This is a genomic window from Pseudomonas sp. S3E12 (genome assembly GCF_001702295.1).
Lineage (GTDB): Bacteria > Pseudomonadota > Gammaproteobacteria > Pseudomonadales > Pseudomonadaceae > Aquipseudomonas > Aquipseudomonas marginalis.
Genome location: NZ_MBDT01000032.1, coordinates 511,506 through 527,186, shown reverse-complemented (window position 1 = coordinate 527,186; position 15,681 = coordinate 511,506). Strand labels below are relative to the sequence as shown.

The following is a 15,681-nucleotide window of genomic DNA, read 5'->3' as shown; positions in this document are numbered from 1 at the left end:
GATCGCGGCCCTTGCGGCCGCTTTCCTACAGATTCAGGTGAGGAACCCCACGCATGCTGTTTAAAAACAAAGTACTGATGCTGGTGCTGGCCCCGGTGGTGCTGTTGTCCACGGTACTGGCGCTGACAACGAGCACCACCTTGCTGTCGAGCGCCGAACAGGAAGTCACGGCGACCCGGGAACGCCTGCTGGATGAAAGCCGGGAACGCTTGAAAGACTACGCCAACCTTGCCCGAACCTCGGTAGCGGAACTGTATGCGCAGGCCGAGACAGGGGGCACAGCAACGCGTGCGCTGGCGATCGCGCGGCTGTCCCGGATGAAGTATGGGGACGACGGCTATTTTATCGGCTACGACAGTCAGGTCGTGCGCCTGTTTCGTGGTGACAGCAGCGAAGGCGTCGGCACCAACATGAGTGAGCGCAAAGACAGGAACGGGCTTTACCTGAACCGGGAAATGGTTGCCGCCGCGAAGAACGACACCCATTTCGTCAACTATTCGGGGGCCCTGATCAATACGGATAAAGTCGTTCCCAAGCTGGCTTACAGCTTTTACCTGCCGGCCTGGGACATGGTCGTGGTCACCGCGATCAATCTCGACCGTATCGAAAGCCAGGTTGCTCAAGTACGAGGGGAAATCCATCAGCGTGTGCGCAGCCTGGTCTACGGGATAACCGTCATTGCCTTGATTGCACTCGGGATCACCGGCGTGCTCGCAGGGTTAATGGTTAAAAGCAGCCTGCGTCCCCTGTCGCGGATTCGCGAGCACCTTGATGAAATCGCAGCGGGCGAAGGGGATCTGACACGGCGCTTACCCATCAGCCGCGACGAGTTCGGCCAGGTGGCCGTGTCGTTCAATGCCTTCGCCGATAAGATTCATGGGCTGGTCGGCCAGATCGTCGGCATGGCCAGAGAATTGAGTACATCCGTGACCCAGGTGGCCGAACAGAGCAAATGCATCGATCAGGTCATGGAACAGCAACGCCAGGAAACCGATCAAGTCGCTGCAGCAATCAATCAGATGTCATCTGCGGCGCAAGAGGTCGCCAACAGTGCCCAGAGCGCTTCAGAGGCAGCAGGCGAAACCGATGTGCAGGCCCAGCACGCCAGGCAGGTCGTCAATGAAAGCATCACCCGGTTGGGCAGCCTGACCGAGGACCTGTCCGCGGGAGGCGCCTCGCTGAAAAGCCTGCAAGGCGATGTAGCAGGCATTGTCACGGTGCTGGATGTGATTCGCTCGATCGCCGAGCAAACCAACCTTCTCGCACTCAATGCCGCGATCGAAGCCGCCCGGGCCGGGGATGCAGGTCGCGGATTTGCCGTAGTTGCCGACGAAGTACGCGCGCTGGCAAGCCGGACGCAACTCAGCACCCAGGAAATTCAAGCGATGATCGAGCGCCTTGACCAGGCCACCACCAAGGTCGTCACTGCAATGAATCACTCCGGCGCAGCAGGTCATGGCGCCAGCCTGCACGCGGAACAAGCCGGGCAGTCGCTGGGCAAGGCGGTCGAGTTGATCGTTACCATCAACACCATGAACGCGCACATCGCCAGCGCCGCGCAAGAGCAGACGTCGGTTGCCGAAGCCATCAATCGCAGCGTCCACCAGATAGCCCGCGCGATTGAAAACGTCGCAGACCAGACCCAAAGCGGCGTACACACGGTCGATGAGCTGTACGCCATCGGTCATCGCCTGGAAGGCCTGTTGAGGCAATTCAAGATTTAACCGGTGTGTTTTCGGTGCCCAGTGCGTTGAGGCATTGTCCGCGGCGCTCAAAGCGCGGAATCGGCAACCCCAGGCTTTCGCGCAGGGTCGTCCCTTCATACGCTTTGCGATACACGCCACGGGCCTGTAATAACGGTATGACGTCTTGGGTAAAACGCTTGAATTGCTCGGGGTGCCCGATGTAGATGTTGAAGCCATCCACGGCGCGGGCCTCGAACCAGTCGGCCATTTTCTGCGCGACCTTGTCAGCTGTGCCGACGAATGCGCCGGGACGCAGTTGTCGACCAAACTCTACGGCCTGGCGCAGCGTGAAACCTTTCTCGCGGGCCTGATCGGCAATCCGCTTGGCCGCAGTAAAAAAGCTGCTGCGCGCAGACTCGAGGCTTTCCTGGGGAAACGGCGCATCGAGGTCGTACTGGCTGAAATCATGCCAGCCAAAGTTACGTCCGAATTCCTTCAGCGCGAGTTCAAAGCTGTGGTCGACCTGATGGTAGTGCTGCTCGATTTCACGGGCGTGCTCATCCGTGTCGCCGACGTAAATTTCAGCGCCAGGCATGACCAGTATCTGCTCCGGGTCGCGCCCCCGTTGTGCTGCCCTGCCCTTTACATCCCGATAGAACGCCTGGCCCTGCTCGATACTGGCGGCATGGGTAAAGATCACATCGGCCGTGGCGGCACCCAACTCGCGCCCCTGGGGCGAATCACCGGCCTGGAATATCACCGGCTGGCCTTGGGGTGAGCGTTGGATATTCAGCGGGCCGACCACCGAAAAATGCTCGCCCTGGTGATTCAGGCGATGCAGTTTGCTCGGGTCGAGAAACTGCCCGCTCGCCCGGTCGCGCACGAAGGCATCTTCCTCGTAGGAGTTCCACAAGCCCTGCACAACCTGGACGTGTTCAGCCGCTCGGCCGTAGCGCGTGTCGTAATCGTAGTGTTCGTCCCGGCTGTAATTGCCGGCGGTACCGGCATCGCCGCTGGTCACCACGTTCCATCCCGCACGCCCTTTGCTGATCAGGTCCAGTGAGGCCAGGCGCCGCGCAACGTTGTAGGGCGAGTTGTAAGAGGTGGTCAGCGTACCGACCAAGCCTATATGGCGTGTGCTCACGGCCAGCGCCGAGAGCAGCGTCAGCGGTTCCAGCCGATTCAGGTAATGGGAGGGCGACCCCGGTGTGATGAACTGGCTGTCGACGATAAATATCAAGTCGAACAACGCCGCCTCGGCCTGACGCGCAATATCGATGTACCAGTCGACGTTGACGCTGGCGTCAGCCGGTAATTGAGGATCGAGCCACAGGTTATGGCGACCCGGCCCGCCACTGCCCATCGTCAAGGCACCCAGTTTGAGCTGTCTGCTGGTCATGTTCAGAGTCTTCCTTGGCGCCTTCACGGCTGGTTCTCAGCGACGGCCGGCTGCAGGGACGCCGCGAATGACTGATCGAACAGATTGGCTGCCGGGTACGACTTGACCAACCCTTGGCCGGCAAAAAAGTCCACGGTCTTTTGCGCCTCTACTGGCGACTGCGCCGTCACGGGCTCGACGGTCGTGCGCGCACGGGCAAACCAGGCCCGCGCGATACCGGCGTCCGCACGCGTACGCCTGGCCCACGCATCGGCATAAGCGTCGGTGTTGGCCGGGGTTTGGCGAGCCCAGTCACGCGCCTTTTTCAGGCGCTGGAGAAAATCGCTGATCTGCACACGCTTGGCTTCGACGGCACGGGCGTTGGCTGCAATGAAGCTCTGGGCCGGGATCAACCCGTCAGCCGTCGCGAGCACCCGCGCGCCTTGGCGTTCCTGCTGCGTAACGTAAGGTTCCCAGGTGGCGATAACGTCCACCGAGCCGCCTTCCAAGGCATGGGAGGCATCCAGCGCACTGAGGTAGCGCAACTCCAGTGAGTCTCGTGGCACGCCGGCTTTATCCAGCGCAGTCAACAACAGTTGCTGGCTCCAGGAGCCTTTCCAGATGGCCGCACGCTTGCCTGCAAGGTCTGCAAGACTCCTGATCGGCGAATCGTTTTTCACCAGAATGGCCACGCCGTCGAGATTTTGCCGACTGACCGCAATCACCTTGATGGGCGCGCCCAATGCGCCCAGGAACAGCACGGGCGCATCACCCAGCAAGCCAATGTCCAGGCTGCCGACGTTGAGTGCTTCGGCAACCGGCGACCCGGCGGTGAACTGCTTCCATTCAAGGGTATAGGGCAGGTTTTCAAGCACCCCCGCCGCTTCCATCGCGGCCTGGGCGTTGTAGCTTTGGTCGCCCACCACCAGCGTTTGCGCATTTGCGGTCAGGCACAGCAATACGGCCGCCAACCCGGCCGCCAGTCTCGTCAGGTAACGCACGTTCGTCTCCAGATGCCTTGTCAGGCCGTTCAAGTCGATCCGTGCGTACGGTCTCGGTAGTGTTCACAGGAATAATCTGCCCACACCATAAGGACCGGACTGGCTGCTGTAAACTTCTTATAATGCATAACGTAATTCTATAATAATGCGGAATCAGCATTTTAAGGCCGACGTGCACCATCTGTTTCCAGCATACCCCATGCTCAAACGTCATAATCCCCGCCCCGCCTGCATGGTAATCTCGCGCGACCACGAATAGACATAGATCGTCACATGACGATGACCAGAGCCAGGAAAGAACATGCCCAAAAAATCTCACTCGACGCTGCGCCGCAACTTCCGCGAACTGCTGGCCAAGCCGAGCTGCGTTGAAACCGCTTCCGTATTCGACCCCATGTCCGCCCGTATCGCGGCAGACCTGGGGTTTGAGGTGGGTATCCTGGGAGGGTCAGTCGCGTCGTTGCAGGTACTGGCAGCACCCGATTTTGCCTTGATCACGCTGAGTGAGTTCGTCGAGCAGGCCACCCGTATCGGCCGCGTCGCCCAGTTGCCCTTTATTGCCGATGCCGACCACGGTTACGGCAATGCACTCAACGTGATGCGCACCGTCGAAGAGCTTGAGCGCGCCGGCGTTGCGGCATTGACGATTGAAGACACGCTGCTGCCGGCACAGTTCGGGCGCAAATCCACCGACCTGATTTCCATCCAGGAAGGCATCGGCAAGGTCCGCGCCGCCCTGGAAGCCCGTGTCGATCCTGAACTGTCGATCATCGCCCGGACCAACGCCGGCGTATTGCCGACTGAAGCCGTTATCGAGCGTACCCTGGCCTATCAAAAGGCCGGTGCCGATGGGATTTGCATGGTTGGCATCAGCGACTTCGAGCATCTGGAAAAAATCGCCGAAAACCTTACGGTTCCGCTGATGCTGGTGACCTACGGCAATCCCAAACTCCATGACGCCCAACGCCTGGCCAGCCTAGGCGTGCGCGTGGTAGTTGCCGGTCATGGCGCGTATTTTGCGGCGATCAAGGCCACCTACGACAGCCTGCGTGCCCAGCGTCAGTTGACCCACAGCACCTCGAACCTCAGCGCTACCGAACTGACCCATACCTACACGTTGCCAGAGAGCTATGTGGCGTGGGCTGAAGAGTTCATGGATGTGAAAGAGTAATCCCGAACCATCACCCTCCTTGCCTGGGTTGACTGACCCATCCACCTGCCCAGGCTTGGGCCTGGCCTAAGCCTGGTCCTGCCTTCAATTCGCCCGCCTTGGCTGCCAATTCTGGCCATTTGCCTCTATGCTTGCCGGCTTGACCGCCACACCTATCGAAAAGGACTCCGATGTCGACTGAACACGCCCCTAATCAAGCCGTTGCGCTGTGGAATATCCTCGTGGCCTCCGGTCTCGCGTCTTCGCCTCAGGTCGCTGTCGAGCAAATTGCCTGCCTGATTCTGATCAAGTATCTGGAGCACCTACGGTTTGACCGGTCCTGGACCGCGCTGCTGGAGAGCGCCGACCCCGCTCCCCTCCTGGCGGGCAATGTCTTTCGGCGCCTGCGGGACTATGAAGCGATCCACGATGTGTCCGACAAGGTGCGCCTGGACTTGAATGGGCTGTTCAGCGACGCCTATTTCCAGTTGGAATCCTCCAAACCCGAAGCCTTGCTCATGCTGTTGAAGGCCGTGGACGGGCTGTTCAACTTCGTTGAAAAAAGAACGCTTACAGCCCCGTCGGCCGGCAAGGCGTTCGATGATCTGCTCAAGCTCGCCGCCGTGGGTGGAAATTCGCTGAATACCACGCCGCCGCGACTGTCGCGATTTATCGTGTCGTTGTTGGACCCCACACCCGGTGCCCGCTTGATCGATCCCGCTGTGGGCACGGCGCGGTTATTGCTCGACGCCGAGCACTACATGATGAATAGCGGCAGCAAAGCTTCGCGCAGGATCCCTGTGGGCATCGACGTAGACAAGTCAATGGCGCGCATCGGCTGGATGAGCATGCTCTTGCACAAGCTCAATCCCACCCAGTTGCACACCGGTAACAGTGTTTCCCGACTGCTCGACGGTCATGCCGTCAAAAGGTTGCTGCAAAGCGCTCATTACGATTATGTCCTGTGTGACCTGCCACTGGGCAACGTAGGTGATGATGCCCTGCCGGCCAGTGCGGGTTACCTGCCGCCTAGCGCATTCAGTGAAAAAGATAAACTCACCCGCCGGCTGGAGCTGCTGTTCATTTGGCGCTCCCTTGACTTGCTTAAAATCAAAGGCCGTGCCGCCTTGATCGTGCCCCAGGGCGTGCTCTACGGAACCACGCGAGCACAGCGCCGATTGCGCCACGAGTTGCTCGTGCGGCATGTCGTCGAGGGGGTGATTCTGCTGCCGCCCGGAACACTGCCACAAGTCTCTACCCCCGTCGCCTTGCTGATCTTCAAGAAAGTCCAGAGTTCGGAGCATGCCTCAGCGCTGGACACCCACACCGCACCCAAGACCGGCAGCGTGTGGTTTTACGAAGTCGGGGAAGACAAGAACGACCTGTACGACGCCATGGTGCACTTTCGGCGGCGAAATAAGCGGTTGGAAAGCGGTGTGTATTATCAGCCTCTGGATGGGACAAAACAGGCCACTCGCGACTACTTTGTGAACGAAGTCATCGCGCTGTCTACAAACGACCTGGATGGCAGTGCTCCGGGTCGTCAGTTCATGCAGTTCTTCCCAAGCCGGGCCAGCGTTACCAAGCAATGGCGAGTGCCTGTTCGCGAGTGGGTGCCCAACCCCGAATGGCAGGACCTTACCGGTCAAATCAAGGGTTCCCACGACGAGGCCCGACGCGTGCGTCCGGAATACGCGGCAGAGATGGCGCGGCAACTCTATGTCGACGGCGTCCTGCAGGAGGGTTTCCTGGCCCCCCACTGTATCGAGGCCAACCAATGGAGCCTGGATCTCAATGATTACCGCTGGCCTGAAGCGCCGAGGGTTCCTGAGGGCGCCAGCACGCTGGAGCTGCTTGATGAGCTTTGCGCGATAGAACAAAGCATTCTCGACCGGTTGGGCGACTTACGTGGGCTGCTGGAGGCGGGCCAATGAGTGCCGTTTCCCGTTGGCGGGAAGTGCCGTTGCTGCAGGTGTGCAAACTCAACCCGAGGCACAGCCTGCCCGCCGATGAATTGTCGGTCGACTACGTCGACTACGCGGGAATTGACGATGAAACCGGCGAAATCCTGAACACCAACCAGCGTTTGTTGGCCGACGTCCCTGAAGGCACCGCCATGTTTTGCCAGGGCGATGTGTTGTTTGCCGGCGTCACGTCAGGGCGTTGGATTTCGGCGGTGGTCGGCGACTTGCCACAGGGGGTGGGATTCGGCCCCCAGATGAGCGTTCTACGCCCAGGCCCCCAACTCTCTGCCCACTATCTCTGGCATTTCTTCCAACAACCTTGGCTCCGGCAACTCGCCGCACGCAGTAACACCTCAACGCGCAGCCAGCCCACCTTGTCCCATGGCTTTTTTCGCAACCTGCACATTGCGTTGCCCTCAATCGACGAGCAGCGGTATATCGTCGACGCGCTTGAGCAAGCGAGTGTCCGTCCCTATCGCGAAGCCGTAAACAGAGCCCACCACCTCAAGCGCGAACTGACAACGCGGCTCATGTTGCCGCCTGCCGGGACAACAGGGCCAGGCTGGGCACTGCTGACGTTGGCTGACATCGTTTGGATCAACCCTCACGATGACGGGGCCAAGGCTGGGTACGCAGCGGATACCGAGGTGGCGTTCTTTGCCCACCGGGATCTTTTGATGTCCCACCTACGGCCAACCTTGGTGCGTTTACACGACATGCCCAATCCCGGCCGTGAAGTTCGCACCGGTGACCTGTTGCTCGGAGCACATCCCGACCGGGTTACCTATGGCCAAGTGGGCGTCGTGCCCAAGGGGGATATGCCGAAATTCGCCTCGCGCACATTGACTGTCTTGCGTCCAAAGGATGAGGTTTGCGCTGACTACCTCGCGTCGTTGTTCCGATCGGCCTGGTTCGACCTGACCGTAACGACCGAACGGCCTCTCGATGAAAAGTATCTGGGGCGCATGAAGGTTGCACTGCCAACTCGGGCCGAGCAGCGCCGCATCCTTGGAATACTTGATGCGGTGCCTGTGACCGCGCTTGCGCAGGCCAAGAAAAAGTCCCGTGTTCTCTATCATGCAATCGCTAGGGACGCCTTCGACGGCAAGTTGTCCGCACGTTGGCGCGCGCCTTCACCGCCGTATGTGGCGCTATCGGTACCCGACGATGAAATCGACGCCAGTGAGGTTTCACCGGTCTTATCCAGCGCATTCAGGCGTGCCTACCGCACCACGGCGACTGAACAACTCTCCTTGCTCCAACGCCTGGTATGGCGCGGCCTGCGTGGACGCCGCCAGGCGCTGATTGTCGACGACCCTGAAAGCTTCGACGCCTTCTGCACCTCGCACGCCTTGAACCCTCTGCATGAATACGTCAGTCCCAGCCAGATCCGCCGGACCTTGGAACAACTCTGCGCGCTGGGCTTGATCCAGCACATCAGCCTTCCGCCCCGTGGCCAGGGCGATGCAGCGCCCTATCTGGCAGCGTTCCGCGCCTATCGGCAGAGCGCGGACGGGCACGTAAAAGACGGCCTGGCATCACGGGATGCCAAAGCATTGAGAGCGAGCATTCTCGAAGCCGAGTTGGGGTTATAAATGCGCCTGCGTTATCTGAGTATCGACCGTTACCCTCCACTGTCCCACGTCAAGATCAGTTTCTCGAACAAGGCCCCTTGGCCGGTGCTGGGTGATGAAACCAACCGCTGCGGGATCCATTTCATCGCCGGGCTTAACGGAAGTGGCAAGAGCCATCTGCTCAGGGCGATTTCCGCAATCTTCCTGGCAATGGCGGACGGGCAGCTCCCGGGTTTTCCCTTTACGCTGATCTATGAGTTGGGCGCGGATGAACAGTTTTCCGAAATCGTCTTCGACAACCCTGGCAAAAAAAGCGAAGCCGCCATCTGGCAACGCACGGAGAATCCTTTTCCCAAGCATTGCGCCGAAGCCACGTTCACCCAGTGCCTTGCCGCGTTGCGCAAGGGTGAGCATGAGTCACTTGGATTCGTCACGCGGGTACCCAGGGGCAGCTTCCCCCAAGGCGTGAAAGATCTGCTGCCCAAAGTCCTGGCCTACACATCCGGGTCATGGAGGCCCTGGCAAGCCATCTGGCAGCCACCGCTCAGCGCCGATGCGCTCCCCGATATCAACGATCAGGAGCTCTACGGCCAGGGCATGGAGCGCCCGGCCGGCTGGACTCATTACGACGAGAGCAGCGTACGGCTCGCAGAGTTGCCGAGCCGGCAAAGCAGCCCCTTGGCGTATATCAACCGTGATGCAAGTGACCTGCTCAGTCGGCCTTTCCTGCTCAGCGATAATCGACCTGACGCCGCGCTGCTGGCGGTGGTGCTGCACGATAACCTGGTCGCCCGTAGCGGCCTGGGAGAGCACCGGTTGGCCGCACTGCTGCAAAAAACCGGCTGGCATCAATTGGTCAGTGTGAGCCTGCAGATTGACCTGGATAAAGTGAAAGCCGCGCAGCCGGCGTTCCAGAAAAAAATTCATGACCTGCTGCTGATGGCCGGTGATGTGATTGCCATCCCACATCCAACTCGCTCATTGCGCAGGGTTTATTTCGATATCGACGGCCTTGTGCCTCACACGCGCCAGTCCTGCTTCGACCGGCGCTTTCACCACCAGGGCGTTCAGTATCAAGGGGATGCGCTGGCACTGATGCTGGGGGAAGCCAGCCAAAGCCCGTTCAGTCGCTTCCATGAGTTGATTCGCTGGATGGCCCTTGGCCTGGTTGACGATTTTGAGATGTGCATTCGTCGCGATGTAAAAAACCGTCGCGAGGATGCCCTTCAGGACAAAGGCGTCATGGCCTACAGTGAAATGTCGGACGGCGAACAGATGGTCCTGCGTCGCTGGGCCTTGTTTTATCTACTGGCGGGTGAGCCGGACGCGCTGTTGCTCCTGGATGAGCCCGAGACCCATTTCAATGACAGCTGGAAGCGCGAAATTGTCGGCATCATCGAACACGCCATGGGCAGGGACAACAGCGCTGTCCTGGTGGCCAGCCACTCGTCGATTGTGCTGTCCGACGTGTTTGACGAGGAAGTCATTCTGATCACCAAAGACAGCGCCGGCCACTCCAGCGCCGGCACCTTGAACACGCGTACATTCGGTACCGAGCCCGGCGCGTTGTTGATGAAGGTGTTCAAGGCCAAGGACAGCATCGGTTCGCGGGCCAAGGCTCGCATCGAAGCGTTCCTGGAAGAGGTGAAGAATATCGAAGTCCCTCAGCCAGGGGACGTTGCCCGAGTCGAAACCTTGATTGCGCACCTGGGTACGGGTTTCCACCGATCGGAACTGCGGGTGCTGTTGAACCGCTGGAAGGAAAACGACGAAGTCAGGGCGCTCAAGCAACTGCTGCCAACCCTGAAGGAGGGGGCGATGCGCGAAGGCGTTCTCGAGTTGCTCAAGCAACATTACGAGGGCAACCCGAATGTTTAAGACGATTCAATACAGCAAGTGGGCCCCGGCGTTGGCCGCCTGCCAAAAAATGATGCACACCTTTGCCTTATGGCTGTGTGAGCCCACCGTCAATAGCAGCCGACTCACTGAAGCAGAACTCATCAAGGCACTGGGCACGCGGATCGAGGGCGAATGGCTCTGGCACTTCCTGGGGCGAAAGGTGAGCGCAACAACACTGTTGACGCACGCGATTCGATTGGCCGATCTCAGCGTCAGCGACAAAAACCACTTGAAACAGTGGGTGATGAAAACCAGCGATGTGTCGGACTATTTTTCATTGGCGCCCAACACCCTCGTGCTTCCCATCACAAGCCCATTGCAGACCGAGGACGACTGGAAGGCCCTGCAAAAACTGATGGAAGCGTTCTACTCGCCGGGGTTGCGTGAGGGCCTGCCTTATGGTGTGACGGGCAATGTCACTGACGACAAGCCCAGCCAGGTTACCTACGAGTCCTTCAAGCAGGACTTTCTAGAGAGGCACAAAGTCGACCCCGACCCCGATGCTCGTGAGGCCTGTGTGGTGTGCGGGGCTGAGTTGGGCAAGGCACATGTGGATCACTGGGTAGCAAAAGCGCAATTCCCGCTGTTGTCAGTATGTGCACACAACCTCATCCCGATGTGCGACGACTGCAACGAAGCGCCCAATAAAGGACAGGAAAAGGTCCACACCCAGGGCTCGTTCCAGGAGTGGTTCCATCCCTACAAACGGCAACCGGCGGGGAAATTTGCGCTGAAGCTGCTCCCGGTCAGCCTTAAGGTTCAACTGGAAAGTATCGATCCGATTGATGCGCCCCGGGTTGTCAACCTGAACAGCGTGTTCAACCTGAGCGACCGCTGGGGCAAAGAAGTGCGCGCCGAATACCGTAAGGTCCAACGCTTGCTGGAGCGCTGGCAGGTCGATAGAAAGGCGGCCCTGACGTGTCAGGAACTCGACAGGATGGTGCATGACATGGCTAAAGGCCTCAGCGAGGCAGAACCCAATCACGCCGTGCATCAAGCACTGTTTCAAGTGATCTGCGATCCGGCTCGATTTCTGGGGTGGCAAGCCGAACTGGAGGCAGACTTCAATGAAAAAGTCGCACTGGGCCTGGTATGACCCTCGTCCACACGGGAACACCTTGAACGTGGGGCTTCGCGCCAGCCAGGGCCATGACTGACCGGCGCGCCCGGCTTAGCCTACCCAGCCGACAGCCGTCTTGGGAATAACCTCCGACTCATCCAGTTTCGACGCAAACATACTCACGGCCTGCACCGCATCACTGGTGCTGGTGCGGATCTGCAAAATCACCGAACCCGCCTGGTCCGCCAGGTTCACGCCACGTTGTGCGCCTTCCTGGGTGGCGCTCATGCTGGCCACCGCGTCGCGGGTTTCCGAAAGGATCATGCCGATCATTTCGGCGATTTCCGCAGTCGAGCGGCTGGTACGCCCCGCCAATTGCCTGACCTCATCGGCCACCACGGCAAAACCACGTCCTTGGTCGCCCGCACGGGCAGCCTCGATGGCCGCGTTGAGCGCCAACAGGTTGGTCTGGTCGGCGATGCCTCGAATGGTATTGACGATGGCGGTAATTTGCTCGGAGCGGTCGCCCAGCTGCCCGACCAGGCGCGCCGATGCGCCGATATTCTCGGCGATCCGGCGCATCTCTGTCGCCGTATCCTGGATCACTTGGGTACCGTGCTCGGCAAACCGCTCGGTCTCGGAGGAAATATGGTAGGCCCGGGAGGCGCCGCGTGAGTCTTCCTCGAACTTTTCCACGCGTTCAGTGATGTCACTGGCAAACTTGACGATCTTGATCAGCGTGCCGTCGCCGTCGTAGACCGGGTTGTAACTGGCCTCCAGCCACGCGACACGGCCATGCTTGCCGAGACGTTTGAACTGCCCGGTGAAAAATTCACCGTTGTTCAAGCGTCGCCAGAAGTCGGTGTACTCGCTGCTGTTGATCAGGCTGGGTTCGCAAAACAAGCGGTGGTGCTTGCCTTTGATTTCGGCCAGCGTATAGCCCATGACGTGCAGAAAGTTCTCGTTGGCGTCCAGCACCTGACCGTTCAAGTCGAACTCGATCACTGCCATTGCCCGATCCACTGCGGCCAGTTTGCTGCGGGTCGCCGCCTCCTGTTCGACTTTGGCGGTGACATCCAGGGCGTACTTGACCACTTTCAGCACTTGGCCACGCTCATCCAGTACCGGGTTGTAGCTGGCTTCCAGCCAGACCGTCTTGCCGTGGGCATCCACGCGCTTGAAGGTGCCCGATACGAACTTACCGGCCTTGAGCTCACCCCAGAACTGACCGTAGGCCGGGCTGTTGGTCAGCGCCGGCAAGCAAAAGTCCCGGTGGGATTTGCTCGCCAATTGGTCGCGACTGTAGCCCAGGGTTTTCAGGAAGTTATCGTTGGCACGCAGGACCTTGCCGTTGAGGTCGAATTCGACGACCGCCATGGAGCGTTCCAGGGCGCTGATCAGTCCTTTGTACTCGGTGACTTCGGCCGTCCTGGCCGCCAGTTCGGTTTTGAGTGTTGTATTGAACATGACGAGCCCTCAGCCGTGCGGAAAAACCTGTGTCTTGACTCGCTATCGGCTGGGAAATACGCGACTTTAAGCGGTGCAGCAGGATTATTTTCTGACGTCAAATTATTGCTTGAGCCCGCAGGATTCAAGGCTTTGCGGCAAGCGAAGCCAAGCGCTCCCGCATACCGGTACTGGCCGCCGGGCCAGCCTGCAACACACAGCGATCCAAGGGCACGATGTGTCCCTCAGCACTCGCCAACATCGGCTGCACCGGCCGCCCCGTGTCCCGCTCGACCAACTCGACACTGGTGCCCTCTTCGGCGTAATGCCGGTTACCCCACGCCACCAGCGACATCAGCACCATGCGGAAATCCTCGCCCTTGGCGGTCGGCACATATTCATAACGCGGCGGCCGCTCACTGTAGGCCCTGCGCTCCAGCATCCCCGCCTCCACCAACGCTGTCAGGCGACGCGTGAGCATGTTCGGCGCGATGCCCAGGCTGCGCGAGAACTCATCGAAGCGGCGCAGCCCCTGCAACGCGTCGCGCATGATCAGGATGCTCCACCACTCCCCTACCCGGTCGAGGCTGCGGGCGATGGGGCATTCGTCGCGGGTCAGGGACTTGCGTTGCATAAGGATTCCTTGGGGACGGTGCACAGTTATGTGACGCCATGTTACTTTCATCATGATAGTGACGTCCATAAGGTCTGGACCCTCAACGCAACCGGAGTCGATTGATCATGAGTAAACGTATCGTTGTGACAGGCATGGGTGCGCTGACACCGTTGGGCGCCGATGTGGAGTCAACCTGGAAACGCCTGTTGAACGGGCATTCGGGCATTCGTCGCCTGCCTGAAGAACTGATCGGCGACCTGGCCATCAGCATCGGCGGCCAAGTGCAGAGCGTGCTGCAGGACCCTGAAGCCGGGTTCGATCCTGATCGCCTGCTGGCCGCAAAAGAGCAGCGCAAGATGGATCGTTTCATCCTGTTCGCCCTGGCGGCGGCCGACGAAGCCCTGAAGCAGGCCGGCTGGGCCCCGGACACCGTGGAGCAGCAGGAACGCACCGCCACCATCATCGCCTCGGGCGTCGGCGGTTTTCCGGCCATCGCCGAGGCGGTACGTACCACCGACAGCAAGGGGCCGCGACGCTTGTCGCCGTTCACCATTCCATCGTTCCTGAGCAACATGGCCGCCGGGCATGTGTCGATCAACTATGGCTTGAAAGGCCCGTTGGGAGCGCCGGTCACGGCCTGTGCGGCGGGTGTGCAGGCGATTGGCGACGCTGCGCGGATGATCCGTGCCGGTGAAGTGGACGTGGCGGTGTGCGGTGGCGCCGAAGCGGCGATCCACCGCGTCAGCCTGGGTGGCTTTGCGGCGGCGCGGGCCTTGTCCAGCGACTTCAACGACGCCCCCGAGCGCGCCTCGCGCCCGTTCGATCAAGCGCGGGACGGCTTTGTCATGGGCGAAGGTGCCGGCATCCTGGTGATCGAAGAACTGGAGCACGCCCTGGCACGCGGTGCCCGGCCTATTGCCGAATTGGTGGGCTATGGCACCAGTGCCGATGCGTACCACATGACCTCCGGCCCGGAAGACGGTGATGGCGCGCGCCGAGCGATGACGCAGGCGTTGCGTCAGGCGGGGATCGAGGCGTCCGCGGTGCAGTACCTGAATGCCCACGCCACCTCGACGCCGGTGGGCGACAAGGGCGAATTGGCAGCCATCAGGACCGTGTTCGGTGCCGGTGGCCAGTTGGCGATCAGCTCGACCAAGTCCGCCACCGGCCATTTGCTGGGCGCCGCGGGCGGCATCGAGGCGATCTTCACCGTACTTGCCCTGCGCGATCAGGTCGCGCCGGTGACCCTCAACCTGGAACACCCGGATGACCTGGCCGAGGGGCTGGACATGGTGCGCGGTGATGCGCGGCCGATGGCGATTGAATACGCGCTGTCCAACGGCTTCGGGTTTGGTGGCGTGAATGCCAGCGTGTTGTTCCGCCGCTGGGTATAAGCCAGCGGTTTGCCCCTGGGATTGTTTTCGGGGACCATGGCGCCTTTCCGTTATTGCCAACAAGAGGCGCCCATGGCCAACCACGACCTGTCCTACACCCCCGATCCGGATGCCGACTCGATTTCCTCCGACGTTATCGGTTTCAACGGCATCCTGGTCTCCACCCAGATCCCGACCCGCGCCGACGGCAGCCTGGAACTGGGTGACATCACCCTGCAAAGCGAATGCACCCTGCAAGCACTGAAAGTCGCGCTGGAAAAGGCCGGCAGCTCCATGGACCGGGTCATGCACCTGACCATTTATCTGACCGATATGGCCGACCGCGCCGCGTTCAATGAGGTCTACAAACGCTTTTTTGCCAAGCCCTGGCCCGTGCGCGCGGCGGTTGGCGTGGCTGCGCTGGCGGTAGACGGCATGCGTGTGGAAGTCACCGCGATGGCCGCTCAAGCCTGAAGTAATGCCGGTCAGGCATTTCACAGCTACAATGCGCGCCTCAACCGTGACAAGCCTGACT

11 protein-coding genes and 3 pseudogenes are annotated in these 15,681 nt (G+C 60.3%); 9 read left to right on the top strand and 5 right to left on the bottom strand.

Annotated features, from left to right (window positions below):
- Positions 1 to 53: 53 nt before the first annotated feature.
- Positions 54 to 866, top strand: a pseudogene (locus tag BB029_RS34365) (cache domain-containing protein); the annotation flags it as partial.
- A gap of 36 nt (positions 867 to 902) precedes the next feature.
- On the top strand, positions 903 to 1,724 hold the full coding sequence (locus BB029_RS34360) for a methyl-accepting chemotaxis protein (protein ID WP_371914639.1): 822 nt from the start codon (positions 903 to 905) through the stop codon (positions 1,722 to 1,724).
- On the opposite strand, the gene BB029_RS26615 is transcribed toward BB029_RS34360, so the two are convergent.
- Both BB029_RS26615 and BB029_RS26610 read right to left on the bottom strand, forming a co-directional pair.
- Positions 1,714 to 3,084 (bottom strand): LLM class flavin-dependent oxidoreductase, encoded by a 1,371-nt coding sequence (locus tag BB029_RS26615; RefSeq protein ID WP_065941468.1) that lies wholly within the window; start codon positions 3,082 to 3,084, stop codon positions 1,714 to 1,716. The genes BB029_RS34360 and BB029_RS26615 overlap by 11 nt on opposite strands.
- 23 nt (positions 3,085 to 3,107) lie before the next feature.
- Positions 3,108 to 4,064 (bottom strand): ABC transporter substrate-binding protein, encoded by a 957-nt coding sequence (locus tag BB029_RS26610; protein ID WP_065941467.1) that lies wholly within the window; start codon positions 4,062 to 4,064, stop codon positions 3,108 to 3,110.
- A gap of 301 nt (positions 4,065 to 4,365) precedes the next feature.
- Between BB029_RS26610 and BB029_RS26605 the strand changes: the two genes are divergently transcribed.
- The 5 genes from BB029_RS26605 to BB029_RS26585 all read left to right on the top strand — a co-directional run bounded on the left by BB029_RS26605 (position 4,366) and on the right by BB029_RS26585 (position 11,747).
- Positions 4,366 to 5,235, top strand: a complete 870-nt coding sequence (locus BB029_RS26605; RefSeq protein WP_065941466.1) for an oxaloacetate decarboxylase — start codon at positions 4,366 to 4,368, stop codon at positions 5,233 to 5,235.
- A 170-nt stretch (positions 5,236 to 5,405) separates the two neighbouring features.
- Positions 5,406 to 7,148: a class I SAM-dependent DNA methyltransferase gene (locus BB029_RS26600; protein WP_065941465.1), complete on the top strand. Its 1,743-nt coding sequence runs from the start codon at positions 5,406 to 5,408 to the stop codon at positions 7,146 to 7,148.
- Positions 7,145 to 8,773, top strand: coding sequence for a hypothetical protein (locus tag BB029_RS26595; protein ID WP_065941464.1), 1,629 nt, complete (start codon positions 7,145 to 7,147; stop codon positions 8,771 to 8,773). The genes BB029_RS26600 and BB029_RS26595 overlap by 4 nt, the downstream gene beginning before the upstream one ends.
- Positions 8,774 to 10,630, top strand: coding sequence for an AAA family ATPase (locus tag BB029_RS26590; RefSeq protein WP_065941463.1), 1,857 nt, complete (start codon positions 8,774 to 8,776; stop codon positions 10,628 to 10,630).
- Positions 10,623 to 11,747 (top strand): hypothetical protein, encoded by a 1,125-nt coding sequence (locus BB029_RS26585; protein ID WP_065941462.1) that lies wholly within the window; start codon positions 10,623 to 10,625, stop codon positions 11,745 to 11,747. Before BB029_RS26590 ends, BB029_RS26585 begins: the two co-directional genes overlap by 8 nt.
- 75 nt (positions 11,748 to 11,822) lie before the next feature.
- On the opposite strand, the pseudogene BB029_RS34355 reads toward BB029_RS26585, so the two are convergent.
- The 3 genes and pseudogenes from BB029_RS34355 to BB029_RS26575 all read right to left on the bottom strand — a co-directional run.
- Positions 11,823 to 12,299 (bottom strand): annotated as a pseudogene (locus BB029_RS34355) (methyl-accepting chemotaxis protein); the annotation flags it as partial.
- A 111-nt stretch (positions 12,300 to 12,410) separates the two neighbouring features.
- A pseudogene (locus tag BB029_RS34350) lies at positions 12,411 to 13,178 on the bottom strand (PAS domain-containing protein); the annotation flags it as partial.
- A 124-nt stretch (positions 13,179 to 13,302) separates the two neighbouring features.
- The gene (locus tag BB029_RS26575) at positions 13,303 to 13,791 is read right to left on the bottom strand and encodes a helix-turn-helix domain-containing protein (protein WP_065941460.1); all 489 of its coding nucleotides are present in this window, start codon (positions 13,789 to 13,791) and stop codon (positions 13,303 to 13,305) included.
- Positions 13,792 to 13,898: 107 nt separating this feature from the next.
- Here BB029_RS26575 and fabF point away from each other — a divergent pair, with 107 nt between their 5' ends.
- Together fabF and BB029_RS26565 are read left to right on the top strand one after the other, a co-directional pair.
- Positions 13,899 to 15,167 carry a beta-ketoacyl-ACP synthase II gene (fabF, locus tag BB029_RS26570; RefSeq protein ID WP_065941459.1) on the top strand — a complete coding sequence of 423 codons (1,269 nt, stop codon included), beginning with the start codon at positions 13,899 to 13,901 and terminating at the stop codon, positions 15,165 to 15,167.
- A 72-nt stretch (positions 15,168 to 15,239) separates the two neighbouring features.
- Positions 15,240 to 15,620 carry a RidA family protein gene (locus BB029_RS26565; RefSeq protein ID WP_065941458.1) on the top strand — a complete coding sequence of 127 codons (381 nt, stop codon included), beginning with the start codon at positions 15,240 to 15,242 and terminating at the stop codon, positions 15,618 to 15,620.
- Positions 15,621 to 15,681: the final 61 nt, after the last annotated feature.

Excerpts from the sequence above, each read along its gene's own strand:
- BB029_RS26605 (WP_065941466.1), top strand. The coding sequence starts at position 4,366 with ATGCCCAAAAAATCTCACTCGACGCTGCGCCGCAACTTCCGCGAACTG.
- BB029_RS26575 (WP_065941460.1), bottom strand. The coding sequence starts at position 13,791 with ATGCAACGCAAGTCCCTGACCCGCGACGAATGCCCCATCGCCCGCAGC.
- BB029_RS26585 (WP_065941462.1), top strand. The coding sequence starts at position 10,623 with ATGTTTAAGACGATTCAATACAGCAAGTGGGCCCCGGCGTTGGCCGCC.
- BB029_RS26590 (WP_065941463.1), top strand. The coding sequence starts at position 8,774 with ATGCGCCTGCGTTATCTGAGTATCGACCGTTACCCTCCACTGTCCCAC.
- BB029_RS26615 (WP_065941468.1), bottom strand. The coding sequence starts at position 3,084 with ATGACCAGCAGACAGCTCAAACTGGGTGCCTTGACGATGGGCAGTGGC.
- BB029_RS26565 (WP_065941458.1), top strand. The coding sequence starts at position 15,240 with ATGGCCAACCACGACCTGTCCTACACCCCCGATCCGGATGCCGACTCG.
- fabF (WP_065941459.1), top strand. The coding sequence starts at position 13,899 with ATGAGTAAACGTATCGTTGTGACAGGCATGGGTGCGCTGACACCGTTG.
- BB029_RS26600 (WP_065941465.1), top strand. The coding sequence starts at position 5,406 with ATGTCGACTGAACACGCCCCTAATCAAGCCGTTGCGCTGTGGAATATC.
- BB029_RS34360 (WP_371914639.1), top strand. The coding sequence starts at position 903 with ATGGCCAGAGAATTGAGTACATCCGTGACCCAGGTGGCCGAACAGAGC.
- BB029_RS26595 (WP_065941464.1), top strand. The coding sequence starts at position 7,145 with ATGAGTGCCGTTTCCCGTTGGCGGGAAGTGCCGTTGCTGCAGGTGTGC.